General features: G+C 44.7%; 22 protein-coding genes. 12 read left to right on the top strand and 10 right to left on the bottom strand.

The genetic code is table 11. The annotated features are described in order from the left end of the window. Nucleotides 1-240: 240 nt before the first annotated feature. Complete coding sequence (locus ON006_RS16120) at nt 241-750, top strand: metallophosphoesterase family protein (RefSeq protein ID WP_244822894.1); 510 nt, start codon at nt 241-243, stop codon at nt 748-750. Nucleotides 751-753: 3 nt separating this feature from the next. On the opposite strand, the gene ON006_RS16125 is transcribed toward ON006_RS16120, so the two are convergent. Genes ON006_RS16125 through ON006_RS16135 form a run of 3 tightly spaced genes read right to left on the bottom strand, consistent with a single transcriptional unit; the run spans nt 754 to nt 2,758 of the window. Then, nucleotides 754-1,980: a M20/M25/M40 family metallo-hydrolase gene (locus ON006_RS16125; protein WP_244822893.1), complete on the bottom strand. Its 1,227-nt coding sequence runs from the start codon at nt 1,978-1,980 to the stop codon at nt 754-756. Further along, the gene (locus ON006_RS16130) at nt 1,977-2,288 is read right to left on the bottom strand and encodes a MerR family transcriptional regulator (protein ID WP_244822892.1); all 312 of its coding nucleotides are present in this window, start codon (nt 2,286-2,288) and stop codon (nt 1,977-1,979) included. The genes ON006_RS16125 and ON006_RS16130 overlap by 4 nt, the downstream gene beginning before the upstream one ends. A gap of 41 nt (nt 2,289-2,329) precedes the next feature. Further along, nucleotides 2,330-2,758, bottom strand: a complete 429-nt coding sequence (locus ON006_RS16135) for an SRPBCC family protein (RefSeq protein ID WP_244822891.1) — start codon at nt 2,756-2,758, stop codon at nt 2,330-2,332. Nucleotides 2,759-3,067: 309 nt separating this feature from the next. Here ON006_RS16135 and ON006_RS16140 point away from each other — a divergent pair, with 309 nt between their 5' ends. Then, nucleotides 3,068-4,228, top strand: a complete 1,161-nt coding sequence (locus ON006_RS16140) for an acyltransferase family protein (protein ID WP_244822890.1) — start codon at nt 3,068-3,070, stop codon at nt 4,226-4,228. Here the strand turns inward: ON006_RS16140 and ON006_RS16145 are convergent. Further along, nucleotides 4,221-5,366, bottom strand: a complete 1,146-nt coding sequence (locus ON006_RS16145) for an alpha/beta hydrolase (RefSeq protein ID WP_244822889.1) — start codon at nt 5,364-5,366, stop codon at nt 4,221-4,223. The genes ON006_RS16140 and ON006_RS16145 overlap by 8 nt on opposite strands. A 25-nt stretch (nt 5,367-5,391) precedes the next feature. Then, nucleotides 5,392-5,604 carry a hypothetical protein gene (locus ON006_RS16150; RefSeq protein ID WP_244822888.1) on the bottom strand — a complete coding sequence of 71 codons (213 nt, stop codon included), beginning with the start codon at nt 5,602-5,604 and terminating at the stop codon, nt 5,392-5,394. Between ON006_RS16150 and ON006_RS16155 the strand changes: the two genes are divergently transcribed. Further along, on the top strand, nt 5,603-5,947 hold the full coding sequence (locus ON006_RS16155; protein WP_244822887.1) for a hypothetical protein: 345 nt from the start codon (nt 5,603-5,605) through the stop codon (nt 5,945-5,947). The two genes, ON006_RS16150 and ON006_RS16155, sit on opposite strands and share 2 nt — an antisense overlap. A 33-nt stretch (nt 5,948-5,980) precedes the next feature. On the opposite strand, the gene ON006_RS16160 is transcribed toward ON006_RS16155, so the two are convergent. Continuing rightward, on the bottom strand, nt 5,981-6,448 hold the full coding sequence (locus tag ON006_RS16160) for a response regulator (protein ID WP_244822886.1): 468 nt from the start codon (nt 6,446-6,448) through the stop codon (nt 5,981-5,983). A 397-nt stretch (nt 6,449-6,845) separates the two neighbouring features. On the opposite strand from ON006_RS16160, the gene ON006_RS16165 reads away from it, so the two are divergent. The 7 genes from ON006_RS16165 (at nt 6,846) to ON006_RS16195 (ending at nt 14,247) form a co-directional block, all read left to right on the top strand. After that, complete coding sequence (locus ON006_RS16165; protein WP_244822885.1) at nt 6,846-9,140, top strand: Rv1355c family protein; 2,295 nt, start codon at nt 6,846-6,848, stop codon at nt 9,138-9,140. Then, nucleotides 9,141-9,833, top strand: a complete 693-nt coding sequence (locus tag ON006_RS16170) for a hypothetical protein (protein WP_244822884.1) — start codon at nt 9,141-9,143, stop codon at nt 9,831-9,833. It abuts the gene before it with no gap. Continuing rightward, nucleotides 9,824-11,998 carry a sensor histidine kinase gene (locus ON006_RS16175; RefSeq protein ID WP_244822883.1) on the top strand — a complete coding sequence of 725 codons (2,175 nt, stop codon included), beginning with the start codon at nt 9,824-9,826 and terminating at the stop codon, nt 11,996-11,998. Before ON006_RS16170 ends, ON006_RS16175 begins: the two co-directional genes overlap by 10 nt. Further along, nucleotides 11,995-13,086: a sensor histidine kinase gene (locus ON006_RS16180; protein ID WP_244822882.1), complete on the top strand. Its 1,092-nt coding sequence runs from the start codon at nt 11,995-11,997 to the stop codon at nt 13,084-13,086. Before ON006_RS16175 ends, ON006_RS16180 begins: the two co-directional genes overlap by 4 nt. A gap of 6 nt (nt 13,087-13,092) precedes the next feature. Further along, entirely contained in the window at nt 13,093-13,482 is a 390-nt protein-coding gene (locus tag ON006_RS16185) for a response regulator (protein ID WP_244822881.1), read from the top strand. A gap of 278 nt (nt 13,483-13,760) precedes the next feature. Beyond that, complete coding sequence (locus tag ON006_RS16190; protein ID WP_244822880.1) at nt 13,761-13,949, top strand: hypothetical protein; 189 nt, start codon at nt 13,761-13,763, stop codon at nt 13,947-13,949. Nucleotides 13,950-14,100: 151 nt separating this feature from the next. Next, on the top strand, nt 14,101-14,247 hold the full coding sequence (locus tag ON006_RS16195) for a hypothetical protein (RefSeq protein WP_244822879.1): 147 nt from the start codon (nt 14,101-14,103) through the stop codon (nt 14,245-14,247). A gap of 3 nt (nt 14,248-14,250) precedes the next feature. On the opposite strand, the gene ON006_RS16200 is transcribed toward ON006_RS16195, so the two are convergent. From ON006_RS16200 to ON006_RS16215, 4 genes are all read right to left on the bottom strand, one after another. Further along, nucleotides 14,251-14,955 (bottom strand): L-ribulose-5-phosphate 4-epimerase, encoded by a 705-nt coding sequence (locus tag ON006_RS16200; protein ID WP_244823205.1) that lies wholly within the window; start codon nt 14,953-14,955, stop codon nt 14,251-14,253. Between the two features lie 10 nt (nt 14,956-14,965). Continuing rightward, nucleotides 14,966-16,456 carry an L-arabinose isomerase gene (gene araA / locus ON006_RS16205; RefSeq protein ID WP_244822878.1) on the bottom strand — a complete coding sequence of 497 codons (1,491 nt, stop codon included), beginning with the start codon at nt 16,454-16,456 and terminating at the stop codon, nt 14,966-14,968. 20 nt (nt 16,457-16,476) lie between these two features. Next, on the bottom strand, nt 16,477-18,162 hold the full coding sequence (locus ON006_RS16210) for a ribulokinase (protein WP_244822877.1): 1,686 nt from the start codon (nt 18,160-18,162) through the stop codon (nt 16,477-16,479). 182 nt (nt 18,163-18,344) lie between these two features. Next, nucleotides 18,345-19,049, bottom strand: coding sequence for an NUDIX hydrolase (locus ON006_RS16215; protein ID WP_244822876.1), 705 nt, complete (start codon nt 19,047-19,049; stop codon nt 18,345-18,347). Nucleotides 19,050-19,110: 61 nt separating this feature from the next. Here ON006_RS16215 and ON006_RS16220 point away from each other — a divergent pair, with 61 nt between their 5' ends. After that, on the top strand, nt 19,111-19,800 hold the full coding sequence (locus ON006_RS16220; RefSeq protein ID WP_244822875.1) for an RNA polymerase sigma factor: 690 nt from the start codon (nt 19,111-19,113) through the stop codon (nt 19,798-19,800). A gap of 70 nt (nt 19,801-19,870) precedes the next feature. Then, complete coding sequence (locus ON006_RS16225) at nt 19,871-20,887, top strand: FecR family protein (protein ID WP_244822874.1); 1,017 nt, start codon at nt 19,871-19,873, stop codon at nt 20,885-20,887. The last annotated feature ends 47 nt before the right edge of the window (nt 20,888-20,934 follow it).

The following is a 20,934-nucleotide window of genomic DNA, read 5'->3' on the forward strand; positions in this document are numbered from 1 at the left end:
ATTAAATTACATTCTGCAATAATATATAAACCGGTCAAACTTTACAACTAAAAATTTAGTTTAAAACCGATTTTATATGGTTTGGAGAATAATTTAACTTTTATTAAGTTTTGTAACCGTTAAAATGGTGATTTTAGTATATATAAGTTACTTTTATTTGATAAATTTTTAAATAATTTATTTTACGGTAAAAATCATTGCACATATTTGCAGGCTGAGGCGGACTGTTTTGATTTTACAATGAAAAGTATAGGATTATTATCGGACACACACGGGTATTTGGATGAACGGGTATTTGATCATTTTGCCAATTGCGACGAAGTGTGGCATGCAGGAGATATTGGATCAACAACTATCATTGACCAGTTAGAGGCTTTTAAGCCTACCAGAATCGTTTTTGGGAATATTGATAACAATGCAATCAGGGCCAGAACCGTGGAAAACCTCCATTTTGAACTGGAAGGGTTTCGCATCTGGATCACGCACATTGGGGGTGCGCCACCGCGGTACAATCCACAGGTATTCCCTGAATTAAAATCACAAACGCCGGATATTTTTATCTGCGGACATTCTCACATCCTGAGGGTTATACGTGACAAATCCCTGAACAATATGCTGTACATGAACCCGGGAGCTGCCGGGCGTGAAGGATTTCATAAGTTCAGGACATTACTTCGTTTCAATCTCCACGAAGGATTGATCAGTCAAATGGAAGTCATTGAACTCGGGAAACGGGGGGCTATTATTTAGAGACTAGAATGTTACCTTAACGGTTTTTGTTTCGGTACCGCGGAGTACTTCGGCTTCTACCTGCTCGCCTTTTTCGTGCTGGCCAAGGATTTCCATATAGTCATAAATGGTACCGATCTCTTTTCCCGCCAGTTTCTTAATAATGTCCCCCGCCAATATCCCCGCTTTGTCGGCTGGCCGGGCTTTGGAAACGCCATCAATTTTCAGTCCCTTTCCGGTATAACTATAATCTGGCATAACCCCCAGCGTCACCTTGAAATCCGTAGTGGTGCTGCCTGTGTGAGGATTCCCGGCTGTCAGAAAATCAGGATCAGTGGTCTGATTGTCCATTTCCCGCAGTAAGCCGGCGATCAGCGAAAGGATTTGAGACTCTCCTTCAAAATTGATTTTCTCAATATCATCACTCACTTTGTGATAATCCACGTGCGTGCCCGTAAAAAATTGCAGGACGGGAATGTCTTTTAAGTAAAATGAAGTATGGTCCGAAGCCCCTACTCCGGAGGAATCGACCGTGTATTTCAGCTTTTCCTTTTTGGCAAGATCGGGAATCAGTCTGCCCCATGCAGAGCTCGTCCCCCAGCCTGAAACAATGACGCCCTTGTCCGGATCAAGCCGCCCGATCATATCCATATTGATCATACATGACACCGAATTCAATGGAATGGAGGGCCTTTCTGTAAAATATTTGGAACCGATCATCCCCAGCTCCTCTCCTGAAAAAGCGACAAACAGAAAATTATGCTTCTCAATCATATTGTTACCTGCAAAGTATTTCGCAAGTTCCAACAGGCCGGCCGTACCTGATGCGTTATCGTCGGCCCCGTTATGGATCTGATTTTTGCTGTTGGGCGAAAGCGAGCTCCCCTGAAACCCTTTGCCCAAATGGTCGTAATGCGCACCGACTACAATGGTTTTTTTTGCGCCATTATCCAGAAAACCCACCACATTTCGCGCGGTCAGCTTGTGCGCATTACCTTCTATTGAGAATGAAACTTCGAATGGCTGAAAAAAGCTACCCTCATTTCCTGCGGGTTTTAATGACAGGTTTTTGAATACTCCGGCGATGTAATTTGCTGCGCGGATCTCGCCCAGACTTGCCGTACCGCGGCCTTCCAGCTCGTCAGAGGCCAGAAACTCAATGTGTCCGCGAACCGAGGCGGGAAGAAAAGTCTGGGAAAATGTATTATTGTTGAACGCCAGAGCCAGCAACAACATGACAACCTGCCTCATAGCTTCTCCTGTATTTCTACCAGAAATTTACGGACCCGTACCAGTCGCTGGATCAGCAACTGCGCTTCTTCCTTCCTGCGCAGCTGCTCCCGCGTACCTTTGATCGTCCGGCCCTGCTTGTCGCGCTGGTGCATAATTTTCCGGATAATCTCGATATCCCGCTCGGTGTAACGCCGACGGTTCCGACCATCTCTTTTGGGATTTAGCTGGGGGAATTTCTTCTCCCAGAAACGCAATGCGGATGGTTCGCAGCCAACCATTTCAGCTACTTCGTTGGTGTCGTAGTAAAGTTTTGTTTTGGATTCCATAGTGTTCAGAAGCGATATCACAAATATAATCAGCGACTGAATCAAACCCTGTTTTCGGACAAACTTTTGATTTTCTCCAATGCTGCACCTGCAAATTCAACCGAAGCGGTGTAATAATCCTCTCCATCGGGTAGCACCGAGAAGTCTCCGATTTCAAGTGTCAGCTTTGTCGCTGTACCATCATTGGCTAGCCTGTAAATGTAGGCAATGTCGTAAGCCGTCGATGGCTGCTCCCATTTCGAGACATAAAGCGACATTTTCAAAATCTCATTAGGCTCGCAGACCGTTACGACCACTTTTGAGGTCCCTGTCCATTCAATGCTCCTGCCGAGTTCCAGATAGTAATCTTCAAAATCAGAGGGCAGATCGTCCCATTGCTTGATATATTTTGGTGCCACCAAAACTTCCCAGACTTTGGCAATGGGTGCTTCAATGGATATTTCAGATTTCACTACCAATGGTTCATCCATAAAATTCAGGGCTAAAAAACATTCATATCCTAAGCATTAAAAACTATGCCGTTTCGAATTCCGAAGGCGCGATTGCACCGGATTTCCGGGTAAAATACTACTGTTTCCAAACTTTGACTATTTTTACGGCCAATAACAACTACTCACTAACAAATGAAGGACACTCTAATACTCCCCGGCCACTTCCAGCCTGCCAATCGATTACAACTTTCTCTGTAGCCAATTTTGCCCGAGGTCATGCAACAGTTCTACCACATTGTTGTGTCTCATTAACAGGCGATTGCTAGAAAATAAACACCCCACATAAATATGGAACAGGAGACAACCCTGGGCTATAATCCTCGTGACTCAAAAATCAATAGTATTCAGGTACTGAGAGGTATTGCAGCTTTAATAGTAACAATATACCATTTAAAGGACGTGATCAGGGAAGGTGATCCCTTCAAAAAAGAACTCGACTTTTTGTTCAATTCAGGTCCAGCCGGGGTTGATCTTTTCTTTGTGATCAGTGGCTTCATCATGGTATATATCACGAGACATACATCAGGTTCCGTAACGGGCGTCGGCCAGTTTATTATCAAAAGATTTATCAGGATCTGGCCTGCCTATGCAGTAATTACTGTCATCTATTTCGTTTTACAACACCGCATTGCACCCGACCAGGCTCCTCTAAACGAACTGATTTTGAGCATGGTCTTCATTCCCGCTTCTGCCGAAGCACCACCATTTTACGGATACGCAACGCTTCCTGTCGGATGGAGCCTCAACTATGAAATCTACTTTTATCTCGTCATTGCTATCTCGCTATGCTTTTCAAAATTCAGGTGGTATGCATTCTTTATCCTATCCGGCACCACGCTGATACTGGTACCATTAGCCTACGGAAATTTCACCTTGAAGCCTGATCATGCTGTGGGTTACGGCTCCGCTTACCTCAATATGATCACAAACCCGATCATCTGCAATTTCATATCTGGCGTTATCATTGGCCTGATCTATTATAATGGCGCATTGTCGCGTGCTTTTTCAGCTTTCTTTTCGAAGAAATGGCTGGTTGCTACTTGCATTGGACTAGCCTTATGGCAGTATTTATCAGGATTTTTCGGGGGGCTCGGGCCGCTACAATGGGGCGTAGGTTCTGCGCTACTTTTTACAAGTTTTATTTTTCATACCAAAGGCAGGATCACCAGATTCCCTAACTGGCTTGTGCGGCTTGGAGATATTTCCTTTTCCATTTATCTGATCCATTTACCAGTCATGGTGGCGATATCTTACGTCTTTAACAAGGTCGGCTACCCGTTATACAGCTCAGGGACGGCCATGTTTTTCCTGTCATTGTCCATGACCCTGATCTTCTCGCATATTTCGTATGAATATCTGGAAATAAGGCTTTCAAATTATTTGAAAAGCTATTTTTCGTTTCAAAAACCCGCGAAAATCAGTGCGGGAAGCAAGTCAGAGCTTATTTGAGCTGAATATCTTCTATTGTCTTGTATTTTTCATTCGTGATCTGGTGCCGCTTTCCGGCCCAGAGTCTTTTCAGGAATTGGGCATAACGTTCCGTAATATATTCCTGCGGATAACTAAGCTGGTGCCCGATGGCCGTTTCAAAGTTTAACTCAAATGGCACTTTCAACTTTTTAAGTTGGTCAGAAACCGGTTTTGCCCCCTCGGAACTCAGGTAAAAAGGACAGGAAAGGAAGGTCCCCTTTTGAAATGGCAGCACATTATCTCCCGTTCTTTGGAAAAATATCGTTGGCTTTGCATTGTTTGTGGTCAGGTAGCTGCTTTTAAACACGCCATACCCCAGCGAAGAAAGCAGCGCTTTGATCTTAAACTGCCCTCCGTTGGGAGTGGGATCAAGCTTACCGAGCGTTTTGACGATACCTGGCTGCAATGCTTCAAAGTCCTGCTCGGTCATGTACGCGAGTGCAGAGATTGTGATCGCCCCGGCGCTGCTGCCTGCCAGCACGATCTGCCCGGGATCAATCCCAAATTCATCAGCCCTTTCCACAAAGTAATGTAAGGCGGCATAGGTATCCTGTACGGCCCGGTATACAGCCTGGACCACTTCCAGGTTGTTCCCTCCGCAGGCATTGTACTGGCTTCCACCATTGAACCCCAACCGATAATTAATAGATGCCGCAGCGTAGCCTTTTCTGGCCAGCAGCCTGGCTTTACCCAGCTCATTACCCAGGTCGCCAAACAAAAAAGCCCCTTCATGGACCATCAGTACGAACGGTCTGTATTTCAATGTGTCCTTTGCCGGAGCCACAAATGAGTAATTCAGACTCACCGGCCGGCCGATAAAATCATTGGCCTTGTAGAAAATCCCGGTCTTGCCTTCCAGGTCATCCTCAGCGAAAATAAACTCATTCCCAAATCTCCGTGAAACTGCCAGCGCCGAGTCAGATGTACGTGCACGAACAGTGTCTATCACCTGGGTAGTATCAGGGTTGGAAATAATGGAAGTATCAATGTTTGAAGTGTCAGTGCCGGTGGTATCCCCCTTGTCGACAGGTTCTGGCGGGAGCGAGGGCGTTTTGCAGTAGGTGCAAAACCCAATGAGCACAAACAGACCAAATTTCAGGCAAAAATTCCTCAACATGCTCCCCCGGTAGTAATGCTTTTTACTAGTTATTGATGTTCTTCTTGATTCTGGTCGAGTCGGTAGCGCGGTCCTGTTCAGTCTGATGATAAAAATACCCTTCAGTTTTATTCTTGCCTGCAATTTCGCCTTCTTTTTCCGACTTATTTTTCTTTCCGTCCATTTGTTTTGCACAAGATGTGAGGAAAACGAACAGTACTACTCCTGTTACAATGCCGATTGCGATGATCTTTTTCATGGTTAAGCTCCCTTTTGTTGATGTTCCTTTTTTTCAATACTGGTATAAAACCAGCGAAAAGATCACAAAAACGATACCAGAAACACATTTCCCGTTCAGTGGGCCGGCATCAGCCACACTCAATGATTGCACTGGTACGGTTTTTAAAGATCAGCCTGCATACCTACACAACTATATCATGGACATTATCATTTTTTTCAAGGCCATCGGGAATCTGCTATTCGCTGCGATTCTTTTTCTGGCAGTACTGATCACCTCCGCGTTTTCAGTGCTAATATACCTTTTCAAAGGCCTGGGGCCTGCGTTACATTACCGTAAAGGGCTGCTCTTCAGAAGAAAATAAATTGTTGAGAGGAGTAGTTATTCGTTCATCATACTAGGATAACAGATTCTGTCTCAACAGGAATTCCAGCTGTCCGTTAACATCAATCAGTTTCTCGATCAGCTCCTTGTTTTCCTCGCGCAAATGAAATATTTCGTACGCGTTTTTAATAATAATGCGTAGCTGCTGCTCATCCCAGGGCTTGTTGAGATAGTAGTAGATATGGCCCTTGTTAACTGCATCAATAACCGCCGTGATATCGGTATAGCCTGTCAATAAAATCCGGACAGGGTCCGAGTAATCCTTTAAGACCTCTATTAAAAAATCAACACCTGTCATTTCAGGCATCCGCTGGTCCGTGATGATCACATGTACGACATTGTGTTTCAGCAGTTCCAGCCCTTCCCGCCCTGACGTTGCGATTAAAATGTTAAAATCTCTCCTAAAAGCGGCTTTAAATGAATTGAGGTTATTGATCTCATCATCCACGTAAAGAACGCTTATTTTGCCTTTGCTTTCCATTCTTATATAATTCTTGTGCTTAGAGGTGGCTTAAAAGTGCACTGGGTTTATCCGGTCAAACCAGCAGATAATATTATAATATTAATTCTATATTCACACCAGTGCCCCATCCACTATTTCCCTTTTTTTCGTAGAAAAGATTGCCTGGTTACGCCGGTGCGTTCATTTTTCGTTCTCTTCAATCAAATATTTTTTCCACCATTTTACCTGTGGTTAGTTTTACAAAAATAAATTCAGCAATTTGTGTAATTATTATAACAAACATCACAGGCGAAATAACGAAATTCAAATATGCAGGTACCAGCAGGCCATTTTTACACGAAGATCAATAACAATTTTGTGATTTGTTAAATTTCAGCTTGAGTTCTTTTTGGGACTGCACCACAATTAATTAAAAATGTATCAGGACGCAAGTAACAGTAACGCTTACAAACCAGTTTTTATACCCAAGGAACTTTACGCTGACAAGCAAAAATTCATCTCATTCATAGATGATTACACTGAAAAAGCCGTACTTGATTTATTCGCTTTACAGAAGAAAGAGCTCATCAAAATACGGCATCCGAGGAAACGCCTGACAGCAGTTGAAACAGACCATATCTATCAGGAATGGCTGGCCGGAAAAGACCCGGAAACAGAAGGTCAATGGATATATTATCCCTGGTCAGGCCGCCTGCTTCACATTTTGGATGAAAATGAGTTCGTTGAGCTCAGGACCAGCCGCAATCAGTACAAAATTACCCCACAAGAACAGGAAGCGTTATCACAACGTAAAATTGGAATCATTGGCTTGTCGGTAGGGCACGCCGTAGCCATCAGCATTGCCACGGAAAGAACCTGCGGAAAACTCAAACTCGCTGATTTCGACACCATTGAACTAAGCAACCTGAACCGGATCAAAACCGGGCTCCATAATATTGGCGTTAATAAATGCATTGTTACAGCAAGAGAAATTGCTGAAATAGACCCATACCTCGAAATTCAGTGCTTTACGGAAGGAGTAAACAAGGAAAACATGGACTCCTTTCTGTTGGAAGGAGGAAAGCTTGACATTTTAATCGATGAGTGCGATGACATCGGGATCAAAATTGCTTGCCGGATAGAGGCCAGCAAATACCGGATCCCGGTCATCATGGAAACAAGTGACAGAGGTATGCTGGACGTAGAAAGATATGATCTGGAACCGGAAAGGCCCATATTTCATGGACTGTTAAAAGATGTTCCAGCCGAAAAACTCGAAAACATTTCGGAACAGGACAGACTCCCGATGGTGCTCAAAATCGTGAATGCGATCAACGGTTCCAAAAGAGGAAAAGTGTCCCTGGTCGAAATCGGGCAGACGATCAGTACCTGGCCGCAGCTGGCAAGTGCGGTCACACTGGGCGCAGGCGTAGTGACCGATGTTTGCAGGCGATTATTACTGGATCAATATCATGAATCGGGAAGATACTATATAGATCTGGAAGAGCTCGTTAGCAACAAAATACCGCGCGAAAAATCACCGCTCCCCGAAAATCCTTACAAGCCCTTTAATGTTGAAGAGGCGGTTCGTATAGCTGACTCGTTACCATATACAAATGCAAGCGAAGGCCCGGACGAAAACACGATTCGGGAAATTGTGAAAGCGGCGTGCCAGGCGCCTTCTACCGGTAATGACCAGCCCTGGAAATGGCTTTACCGCAATGGCAGGCTACATCTTTTTCACGATCAGCACCGGTCCTACTCTTTCGGCGACTTTGATCATATCGCTTCCAATATATCCTTCGGGGCTTCTTACGAAAACCTGACATTGAAAAGTAATGAGGCCGGCCTGGGGATCAAAGGCAATTTGTTCCCGCTTGGCAAAGATTCGATACTGATCGCAGCTATTGATTTCTATAAGGAGCCGGCGAGCGATCTGCAAGCCGTTTATTCCCCTCAGTCTGTAAAAGTCATATACGACCGTAGTACCAACCGCAACCCTTCCGTCCCGGTTGAAATCACTGAAACACAACTAGAAACGCTCAAAAATGCCGCAGAAAGCGTTGTAGGAGCATCATTTCAATATTTTTCAGAAAAAGCAAAGGTCATGGCTATCGGCCAGATCATTGGTGAATGCGACCGGGTAAGGTTATTGAATGTCAATGGTCACCGTGATTTTGTGCAACGGGAAATGAAGTGGTCGCCACAGGAGGCCGAACGCACCAGGGATGGCATCGATATCCGGACATTGGGTATGAATACGGCTCAAATGGCAGCCCTGGCCATCATCCGTGACGAAGAAATTACAAAATCTTTAAAAAATATTAACGGCGGAAATGCACTGATTGACGCCGCGCTCAGTACAATACATACAGCTTCGGGCCTGGGGATGATTACATTGCCCCGTTACACCTACGAGAACTTCTTCCTGGGTGGCATAGCCATGCAGCGGCTGTGGCTGAAGGCGGAAGAATTGGAATTCGCGATCCATCCGTTAATTTCCCCTTTTTATCTGTTTCCAAGAATTACAAAAGGGCACGGAGAAGGTCTGGACGATGAAGAAGCGGCGAGGTTGGAAGATTTACGAAAAAAATTCCTGTCCATAGTGCCGATCGGTGAAGATGCGGCCGAGGTGTTTTTATTTAAGATAGCAAAAGCTGAAAAACCAAAGATCCCCAGTTACAGGTTATCGCTGGATGAAACATTATTTATTGTTAACCCTCAATTTTAAATGGTAGCACAGATTAAAGCATACCGTGCGCCCGATGATGTGGAGACCAGCCTGAGATATGCAGACGGACATAGAAAAGTTTTGGAAGCGTATGGAGTCAAACAAGTTACTTCGGCAAACCATGACTGGCTGCATGACCCTAACACCTACGTCATTATAGTTGAATCAGAAGACGGCAGTCAAATATACGGCGGTACAAGGGTACAGGTGAGGTCCCCAAACCTGAAAATGCCCATGGAGGATGCTATCGCCAAAATTGACAAGAGCATTTATAAGTATGTGGATAACATCGGCGATTACCATGTGGCCGAGTTTTGCGGATTGTTCAATTCCAAAGAAGTGGCTGGTTATGGGATTGGAAGTGTATACCTGGGAAGAACAGCGATGGCGATTTCTTCTATGGTAGGCATCAAATATCTGATGGGCCTGTGCTCTCCTATCACATTGGTTATCAGTCAGCGTATTGGTTTTGAAGTACTCACCGACCTCGGAAACAATGGCACATTCTACTACCCCAAAGAAGGATTGATCGCTACGTCGTTGATTGCAAGGGATTTGACAAACCTGCCCTTTGCAACGGATGATGAAAGAGAGAAGATTTTCAGCCTAAGAGAAAACCCAATACAAACAGTGACGGAAAGTGGCAGAAGAGGAGATCTGACAATAAATTACGACATCAAAAAATGGAATTAAACCTCTGCAAGAAGAATTTTCTGACATTTCTGCTGTTACTGATTTCCGTCACGACAAATGCCGGTCAGGTAATATTTGATGGAACAGACATTACGATCGGTAAAAACGTAGAAATTTTTGAAGACAGCCTGGGAACCCGTACTATTTCAGAAGTGATTTCCAAAGCTAAATTCGACAAGAGTTATGAGGACACTCCTAATTTCGGGCTTAGTAAATCCACATTCTGGATCAAGTTTGAAATCACCAACAAGACAGCTGACAACAACGTGTTTCTGGAACTGGCTTACCCAAGGATACAATCGTGCTACTTATTTACGAAGGAAAATAACAAGTTCACAGAGGAGTCTATCTCCTGGAACGACCCATTTACCAAGCGATCGGTAAAGCACCAAAATATTGTCTTCAAACTTAATATCCATCAAAATCAAACCCGTGAATACTACCTGAAAATCAAGGGCAATGAACAGATCGTACTACCACTGATCGTTCGGAGTGAAATGGGTTTCTTTCAGTTTACCTTTACCAATGAGATCATTTCCGGCATCCATATGGGTGTTCTGATTGTGATGATGCTCTATAACTTTTTTCTGTACTTCTCCATCCGCGAGAAAAGCTACCTTTATTACGTTTTTTACATTCTTTTCATAGGTCTTAATCAGATCACTATTACTGGATATACCTTTAAGTTTCTTTGGCCTAACACGCCTGCACTAAACAAATATTTTAGCATTTTCCCGGCATTGGGCGGGATCTTTGCCATTCTGTTTTTTCAAAATTTTCTGCATTCAAGAGAAAGAGCGCCATCCATTCACCGGATTTTGTCCGCCCTGATTGTGGCTTTTGTACTTTCAATGGTGTTCAACCTGCTTGGGTTGGATAGTATCAGTTACAGGATCATTGACGTCACAGGACCAGCGGCCGCGCTACTGGCGCTGGTGGTTGCGATACAACTTTCACTGGACGGTTACCGCCCAGCGAAATTCTATTTGGTAGCCTGGTCAATCTTTTTAATTGGAATTGTGCTATATACACTAAGAAATCTTAATATATTACCATACAATACGTTTACGAACTATACCATGCAGGCTGGAACGGCAATTGAAGTGATTTTACTTTCCTTTGCACTAGCTGATAAAATCAACATTTTAAAGAAAGAGAAAGAAGTTTCCCAAGCCCAGGCGCTACGTATTTCAATGGAAAATGAAAAGATCATTTTGGAACAAAATGCCTTCCTTGAAAAAAGCGTCAATGAGCGTACGTCGGAATTGCAGTTTGCAAATAAAGAACTCAACATTACACTGACCAAATTGAAAGATACGCAGACCCAGTTGATCGATTCCGAAAAAATGGCCTCCCTGGGTCAGCTGACTGCTGGTATTGCACACGAGATCAACAACCCGATCAACTTCGTGAGCTCCAATATCCGGCCGTTACGCCGTGACATTGATGATATCCTTGAAATTCTGGACTCCTATGATGAGGTCGAGCAAGTAGACAGCATCGACAGTCTGAAACTCAAAATGAAGGAGATACAGCAGCTCAAGGAAGATCTGGATCTCGATTACGTCAAAACGGAACTGGTTACCTTGCTGAAAGGAATGGAGGACGGCGCGCACCGCACCGTTGAAATCGTAAAAGGGTTAAAAATATTCTCCCGCATAGACGAGACTGACCTAAACCTGGTCAATATTAATGAGGGTGTGGAATCAACATTGATTATTTTGAACTATCAAATGGGGAATTCTATACATTTGGTAAAAGAATTAGGGAATATACCTAGCATTGAATGCTACGCAGGAAAGCTAAACCAGGTTTTCATGAACATTCTTACGAATTCAATTTATGCGTTACTGAAAGATAAACAAGAAAACAAAACACCTACCATATGGGTGAAATCCTGGCTGAAAGATCCTGAACACATTGCGATTTCCATGAAAGATAACGGGCCGGGAATGACTCCGGAGGTACGTGCTAAAATATTTGAACCGTTTTTTACCACCAAACAAGTGGGAGATGGCACAGGGTTAGGTCTTTCAATTGTATTTAAAATAATCGAAGTACATCACGGAAACATTCAAGTGAATACGGAAGTCGGACAAGGAACAGAATTTTTAATTACACTTCCGGTTAAAAGAGCAACGCTTCCTATCCCTGAACCTCAATGAGTGACAAAGCAATAACCATTCTGTATATCGACGATGAAGAGCATAACCTGCATTCATTCAAGGCTTCATTTCGTAAACAGTACGACATTACCATCACGTCATCGGTAATGGAGGCCGAGCATATTCTGACCACCAAGGACTTCTGCATTATCCTTGCGGATCAGCGAATGCCGATCATGACTGGTGTCCAATTCTTTGAGAAGATCAGGCTTGATTATCCTAAACCTATCCGTATACTTATCACAGGACACACCGACATCACTGCGGCCATTGACGCGATTAATAAAGGTGAGGTTTTCAGGTTCATTGACAAGCCCTGGGATTATAAATATGTGGAAAATGCTATTACGCATGCTTACGATATTTACAAAACGCGTGAAGATCTCAAACAGCGCAATATAGAGCTGCAAAAGGCCAATGAGGAGCTGGACAAGTTTGTTTATAGTGCATCTCACGATCTGAGGGCACCCTTAATGTCCGTACTGGGTATTGTGAACCTTGCCTTGCTGGAAGAAGACGTTAAATCTCAAAATGAATACCTGGAACTCATCCGGCAGTCGGTCAAGAAGCTGGATACTTTCATTATCAACATTATCGATTATTACAAAAATGCGCGTGGCGTACCTGTCGTCACGGATATCAGTTTCGAAGAACTTGTGACAGAAGTTCAGGCAACGATCCAGTACCTCCCCGAATACGGCAATCTGAAAATGACCACAGACATTGATCAGTCAGGAATATTCCGTTCCGACGTAATGAAGCTCAGGATCATTTTTAATAACCTCATAAACAACGCTATCAAATTCCAGGACAAAAATAAGCCTAACCCTTTTGTTCACCTGACCGTCAAATCTACCGAGACCGACGCTACCATCACTGTGGAAGACAACGGTTCCGGAATAAAGGATTCAGATCAGGATAAAATTTTCAAAATGTTCTATCGCGCTGGTGCTACCAACAGCGGTTCCGGGATCGGACTGTATATTGTACACGAGGCGATATCGAAATTAGGGGGCGATATTAGTGTAAATTCAAAAATAGGACAAGGTAGCATTTTTGAAATCAACATTCCTTCTATACTTAACTGACCCGTCATGAAGTCACTGCTTAACTTCTTTTTAATAGATGATAGCGCTTTTGATTTATTCATCTATGAAAAACTCCTTAAAAAAAGCGGGATTACTGATTCGGTGAAGACTTTCAATTCAGCACGCGATGCTTTGAAGTATTTATTGGCAGAAGGCCCTGCCCTACCTGAAACAATTATTTTGCTCGATTTACAGATGCCTGATATGAACGGATTTGAGTTTATCGACGAATTCGACCATCTACCGGATCTTCTACGGTCCAGGATCAAGATCTTCATGCTCTCTTCGACGATCGATACCAGGGACATTGAGAAAGCAAAAGCAAGCCCGCACATCATTGACCTGCTCCCCAAACCTCTGGAAATATCCTTCCTGAAAAAGAAGCTCTCTCTCTGAAAAATCACATTTAAAGTTACTTTGCCCTGCTATTTTGTAACCTGTTGTATAGTTAACTGTATTGATTATCACACGTCTACAATTTGCCCTAAAATGTAACAGTTTGATAATGGAAAGGATATATCCAATTGTGTTTCCATAGCCAATAGTATAGTTAAATATAACTATTTAAAATATTTTCATAATTTTTCGAATAATGCGAAGCAAAATTAAAATGTAGGTACGTCTTTTTACTAATGGAGCACCAACAGAGTGTAAACCTTAACACAACACATTGAATGAAAACTGATAGCAAAACACTGTCCGAGATTTTGAAGTTACATGCTCAGTATGTTAAAGAAGTGGAGTTCAGTGGTATTAAGCCATTATCCATGGAAATCTACAAAACCAACTCTCACAATTTTGTTCGTTGGATCAAAGATGAGTTCCACCCGGGCAGTAAGCTTCGCAAAGAAGTGATGAGCTAATTGTCTCCTGCATCGACCCACTATACTCAACGTTTATAAAGTCTTGACTACCGGCCGAATTCCTCAGCCGGTAGTTTTTTTATAACCATATCTTTCATATGTTTGGATATGCGTTGTTAATATTTCCCCGTTAGCTAAGAAAACTTATTTTATGCTTTTTTCCCTATTCAATCTTTTCAAAGGCCGCTTTTCCAAAGAAGCAATCGAGGAAGCGAAATCCAGCGAAAAACGCATTTCGCGCCAGGAGGCATTACAGCAAATGCGTAACATTGCCAGCAAACGTTCCGAGAAAAAATAAGGATCAGCAGCCTTGCCCGTAGTAGGCGTCTTTACCGTGCTTTCTGAAATAATGCTTGTCGCAAAGGCTCTGCTTGATCGCAACAGCCGCCGGATTGATCTGCAAGGTTAGATAGGCCATTTTCGCAATTTCTTCCAATACAATCGAATTGTAAACCGCTTTGGCCGGGTCTTTGCCCCATGTAAAAGGGCCATGGCAAGCCACCAGCACCATTTCTACTTCTTCCGGACTTAGGTTTTCTTTCTTAAAAACATCCATGATCTGATTCCCTGTTTCCAGCTCGTAATCCCTCTGGATCATATCGTCGGACATTATTTCAGTAACTGGTATAGACACTGTTAGATGGTCCGCATGCGTGGTACCCAGGTTAGGTATGGGCGTAATGGCCTGCGCCCAGGCCACCGCGTACGTGGAATGCGTATGACAAACCCCGCCGATTGTCGGGAAGTTTTTATAGAGCAATGTGTGCGTTTTGGTGTCCGAGGAAGGACGCATATTTCCTTCCACCAGCACATTATCCAAATCCACGATCACGATATCTTCCACTTTCAGGCGGTGATAGGGGACGCCGCTGGGCTTGATCGCCACCACACCTGCAGCCCTGTCGACCCCGCTGACATTACCGAATGTGACGATAGCAAGCTCTTCCTTCGGAATTTCCATGTTGGCTTCGTAAACCAACTCTTTCAAATAGGTGTATTTTGACATGATCTGCTCTTTATCTGTAATAGGCTTCACTCCACCGCAGCTCATTTTTTAGCTGTCTCAATGACGTGTTCTTGTCGATTACTACCAGCTCCACACCAGTCATTTCTGCAAATGCTTCGATATGGTCAGTAGTAAGGTTCTGGCTGAAAACCGTGTGGTGCGCCCCTCCTGCATACAGCCATGCGGCACAACCGGCGTGCATATCCGGCGCTGGTTTCCAAAGCACCCTCGCCACCGGTAATTTGGGAAGCTCTTCCCGCGCAGCGACAGCCTCCACTTCATTCACCAGCAACCTGAAACGATTGCCCATATCCACCAGAGAAACATTGATCGCAGGTCCCGCCGGTGCATTGAAAACCAGCCGCACAGGATCTTCCTTCCCTCCTATCCCCAGCGGATGGATTTCACAGGAAGGCTGACCCGCCGCAATTGACGGACAAATTTCGAGCATATGCGAGCCTAGTACCAGGTTATTGGCCGGATTGAAATGGTAGGTATAGTCTTCCATAAACGAATTGCCTCCATCCAGCCCGCTAGCCATTACTTTCAGCGCACGTACCATCGCCGAAGTTTTCCAGTCGCCCTCACCTGCGTATCCATACCCAGCAGCCATCATGCGCTGTGACCCAATACCCGGCAATTGTTTCATGCCATGCAGGTCTTCAAATGTGTTGGTATAACCTTTAAAATTACCGTCCTCCAAGAAGTACTTCATCCCCAGCTCTATACGCGCCGCGTCCCGCAATGCATTGTATCGCTCACCACCCTTTCCAAGACCCGCCGCCAACTTGTACAATGACTGATACTCGTCTGTTAACTGAGTTACCTCTTCATCAGAAACCTGGTTGATCACTTCCACCAGATCACCCACAGCGTGGGTATTGACCGAAAATCCAAATGTCATTTCAGCAGCTACTTTATCTCCGTCCGTAACCGCAACCTGCCGCATATTATCTCCGAATCTTACGAATTTCGCACCTTTCAGATCGTGTCTGCCTGCTGCTACGCGCATCCACTGGCTAAGTCCGTCCACCACATGTTCCTGCTGCCAATGTCCAACGATCACTTTCCGGTTCAGCCGCATTCTGGTCATGATAAACCCAAACTCCCGGTCGCCATGCGCTGACTGGTTCAGGTTCATGAAATCCATGTCGATATCCGCCCAGGGAATGTCACGGTTATATTGGGTATGTAAATGCAGCAGCGGCTTTTGCAGGATCTGCAATCCCCTGATCCACATTTTGGCTGGCGAAAAAGTATGCATCCATGCTACAATGCCAATGCAATGTGGCGCGCAGTTTGCTTCCTGAATAATGTTAAAAATTTCGTCCGGCGTCTTCACTACCGGTTTGAAAACGACCCTGACCGGAACTACCGGCGACTGGTCAAAATACCTGCTGATAATCTGGGAGTGCTCGTCAACCTGGCGGAGTGTTTCCTCGCCGTACAAATGCTGACTACCTGTGACAAACCAAACTTCAAATTGTTTTAAATCAAGCATTATATCGTGAAAGACAGTTGTTAAAAAGTATCGGAGTAGGAATTGGCCGGGACTGCTGCTGCTTTTTGTAAAAATTCGTTTTCCAGGAAAGCGCCAGACTGTAAATATTTCTGATAAAGCGTTTGGTATACAGCCGATTGCTCTGGCCTGGGCTGATATACGGCATCAAATCCCGAACTCATAGCTTCCTGCGCTTCCGGCAATGTCTCGTAGACGCCGGCCGCAACGGCAGCAAACATCGCCGCACCCAAAGCGCAAGCCTGCTCCGAAGCAGCCACTTTAATGGGCATGTTCAGTACATCCGCCAGCGTCTGCATCACGAATGACGATTTTTTTGCAACACCGCCAATCGCAATCACCTGATGGATCGGTACGCCTTCATTTCGGAAACGTTCCACGATGCTTTTGGAACCATAGGCTGTTGCCTCTACCAATGCTTTAAATATTCTGGCAGGATCACTGGCCAGGTTCAGGCCAAGGATCGCCCCTTTCAATGTATGTTTGGCGTCAGGAGTACGACGACCATTCAGCCAGTCGACGGCAATGATGTCTTTTTCTGTAACAGGTAGCTGAGAAGCCTGGGCGGCTAAATGCGGAAGTAACTTCTTCGATAACTCCTGCGCTGCTTCCTCTCCCAACAAAGTCCTGACCGGTTCCACAACCAACCTGGCAAACCATGCGTAAATGTCCCCAAACGCCGATTGTCCCGCCTCCATTCCCAGCATACCGGGAACAATAGAGCCGTCCACCTGTCCGCAAATTCCTTTAATGAGCAAATGCCCGACCTCTCCATTTGGCGCCACGAGCATGTCGCAGGTAGAGGTACCGATCACTTTACACAACGAATAAGGTTCGATCAAAGCGCCTACGGCACCCATATGCGCATCAAACGCGCCTACACCTATGATTACATCAGTAGGTATACCCAGCTTGTCGGCCCATGCCTGCGAAATGGTGCCCATAGGTCTGTCCGACGTAGTTGTGTCAGCAAAAAGCCGGTCGCGAAGACCATCGAGCAGTGGGTCCAGCTCGGTAAAAAACGCATTGGACGGCAATCCTTCGAAATCCTGATGCCACAATGCCTTATGCCCTGCCGCGCAGCGCGATCTTTTCAATGTTAATGGATCAGTAACCCCGGTAAGTTCGGCCGATATCCAGTCGCAATGCTCCACCCATGAGTAAGCATGTTCCCGTACCGCCGCATCTATGCGTAATGTGCGCAGGATTTTCGCCCAAAACCATTCCGATGAATAAATGCCCCCTACATATTTCGTGTAGTCCACCGACCAGCCGTGCGCAAGTTTGTTGATTTCCTCAGCCTCTGCATTAGCGGTATGATCTTTCCAAAGAATGAACATACCGTTCGGATTTTCAGCAAATTCGGGCAACAGAGACAATGGAGTACCATTTCTGTCAACTGCCACCGGTGTTGAACCCGTGGTATCAACCGATATTCCTTTTATATTTTCCCTGACATGTTCCGGCGATTGTTCCAATGCTCTCGACACGGCGCTTTCCAGCCCCTCCAGATAGTCCAGCGGATGCTGGCGGAATTGCGAAACTGATGCGTCACAGTATTTCCCCTGTTTCCAGCGGGTGTACTCGGCCACCGCGGTACCCGCCTGCTCTCCCGTGTTTGCGTTGACTACCAATGCACGTACCGAATCGGTACCAAAATCAATTCCGATCACGTAGTTTTCTTTCATATTGCGGCTTAGGATATGGTAAGGTTCCGACTTTTTCCTTCAATTTAACTAATCAACTAACAAATATAAATAAATTTGATTATAGTGTACAATTGACACAATTAAAATTGAAGAATTTCACCGGCAGCACCCCGCCAGTTGATCAATTTATAAAGAAGAGACTGGAAAGTACTTGCTCACCCTTACGACTGTTTCATGGAGTCGGGCATAAAATTCCAGAATGAGTGAAATTTCTCTTTGTACTTCACTACATCCAGCTTGTACAAGGCTGCTTTCTTGGTGGTACTGTTGCTATTTTTATACCCTGTATCGATCAGGAGGCCTGTGGAAAGCAACTTTCTGCTGAAATTTCGCCGGTCGATCGGGATATTGTAGATCGCCTCGTAAAGTTTTTGTAATTGTGGAATGGTAAACCGTTCCGGAAGGAGTTCAAAGCCGATGGGGTGCAATGCGGCCTTGTATTTCAAATGTTCAATGGCTTGGTTCACCATTTGTTCGTGATCAAATATCAGCCCTGGGCGGCTTTCCAGCGTGATCCACGAAGCATTGTGGCTTTTTACAGCTTCGGCATCGTGGTCATCTATTTGTATCAATGCAAAAAATACAACTGAAACTGTCCTTTCGCCCGGGTCGCGATTGACTTTCCCGAATGTTTCGAGCTGCTCTACATATATATCTTTCAGGCCTGTCAGATTATATAATATCCTCGCTGCGCCGTCGGAAAGATCTTCATCCTGATTAAGAAAACCACCCATTAATGACCATTTCCCCTTTTCAGGTTCAAAATTCCGTTTGATCAGCAACAGTTTGATATCCTTTCCGTCAAAGCCGAATATGATACAGTCAATAGCTACCAGTATGCGTGAAGCCTGCGGATAATTGTTCATTCATCAAATGATTGTAGAGGTATGATCAGGTTAAATTTTTGTTAAGAAAGTAAAAAAAAGAATGAGATTACTTAATCTGTTTAAAGAGCTTAACATTAATTTAAGTGCGAATTTTGTAAATCTTTTCGAAGAAAGTAAATCTGATTTTAAGGCCGTCTTCATTATGAACTCCATCTACTCTACCTGTTCCGATGAAAATATCCTGATCCTGATTAGCGGACAAGGTGATGAACTCGCTTTTGAAGAACTTTACAACCGTTATTTCAAGTCCTTATTCAACTACACTTACAGCAAGGTCAATGACCGTTTTGCTGCTCAGGAAATTATTCAAGAGCTTTTTGTAAGCTTATGGCAGCAACGGGGGCGCCGCGATGACATTCAGTGCTGCAAATCATTTCTGTTTTCTGTTGCCAAGAAAAAAATCATTTCCTTCTACCGGAAAGAGTTCACCCGCCAGCATCATTATGACCAGTGGGAGCTGATGCGCACCGATTCTTCCGAACTTCCCGACCAGCATACCCTTGCTTCTGATTTGCAACACCGGTACGAAGAAGGCCTTCACCTGCTTTCGCCCAAATGTCAGGAAGTGTTTGTCCTCAGCCGCCAGGGCTTGTCCAACAAACATATCGGCGAACAGCTTACCATTTCAGAAAAGACTGTCGAACAACACATTACCAAGGCTTTGCGGATACTGAGGGAGCATTTGAAAGAACATATGATCTGCGCTGTGCTCTTTTTTCCTCTTTGTTAAAAAAATTCTGATCCGGACTAAGGGTCAGGCTCCCGGCACGCGACTTGAAGTTTGTAACAGACTTTAAGCAATGAAGCCCCCCGAAATATCGCCCCTTTTACTCGAAAAATATTTGCTTGACCAATGCACCGAAGAGGAAAAAGCATTGGTGGAAGCCTGGTACGCATCATTGCAGGGAGAAACCCGCTATCTGGACCACCTCCCGGATGCAGAGTCGCGAGAGATTCAAAATGATACATTCAAAAATATCAGGGCGGAACTGGAACAGGCCGATGAGCAGCCTGCCAGAATGCTGCATTGGCGATGGATCACCGGGCTTGCAGCATCGGTACTGTTGGTTTTAGGATTGTATTTTATCAATCCATTTAAGAAAACAACACAGCTTACGGTTACAGAGCAGCTGGAAGAAAAAGCAGAAAATGAACTAACGCACTTCGTGAATGAGGAACACCGGATCGTGATCCACCACCTGCCCGACGGAAGTTCTGTATCCATGCGCCCGGATGCTGCGATCACTTACCCCAGGGATTTCGAAGAGGATAAAAGATTGGTTGCTTTCTCGGGAGAAGGCTTTTTTGACATTACCAAAGACAAGAGCCGTCCATTCATGATTCAGAGCGGCGAAATGGTGATCCGCGTGCTGGGTACCAGTTTCAATGTAAAAGCGCCTGTTGCACAAAAGGTTTTTCAGGTGGATGTGGTCACTGGTACAGTGGAAGTTACCACGCCAGGTACAGAGCAAAAGCCTCAGCAGGTGATACTGAAACCAAAACAGCAGGCATTATTTGAAATAGGTTCGAGGCGGCTCATATCCAAGCAGATACCCGAGCAGGCACGCAAAGAAATATATGAACCTGTCAGCATTGTATTTGAAGAAACTCCGCTCAACAAGATCGTTCAGCAACTTGAAAAGCGGTTTAATGTCAGTATCAGCCTCTCCAATCCGGAAATTTCCCGGTGCAGCGTAACCGCCAATTTCGAATCGCAACCCTTACCTGGTATCCTGGAAATGCTTTGTACCACCCTGGAAGCATCCTATACCATATCGGGCAATAACATCAGGATCAGCGGAACACCATGTGAATAACCTATATATATCCTCATCATGACCTACATATCTATTCCGCCATGAAA

The sequence above is a fragment of the Dyadobacter pollutisoli genome, from assembly GCF_026625565.1.
In the GTDB taxonomy this organism is placed as follows: Bacteria; Bacteroidota; Bacteroidia; order Cytophagales; family Spirosomataceae; genus Dyadobacter; species Dyadobacter pollutisoli.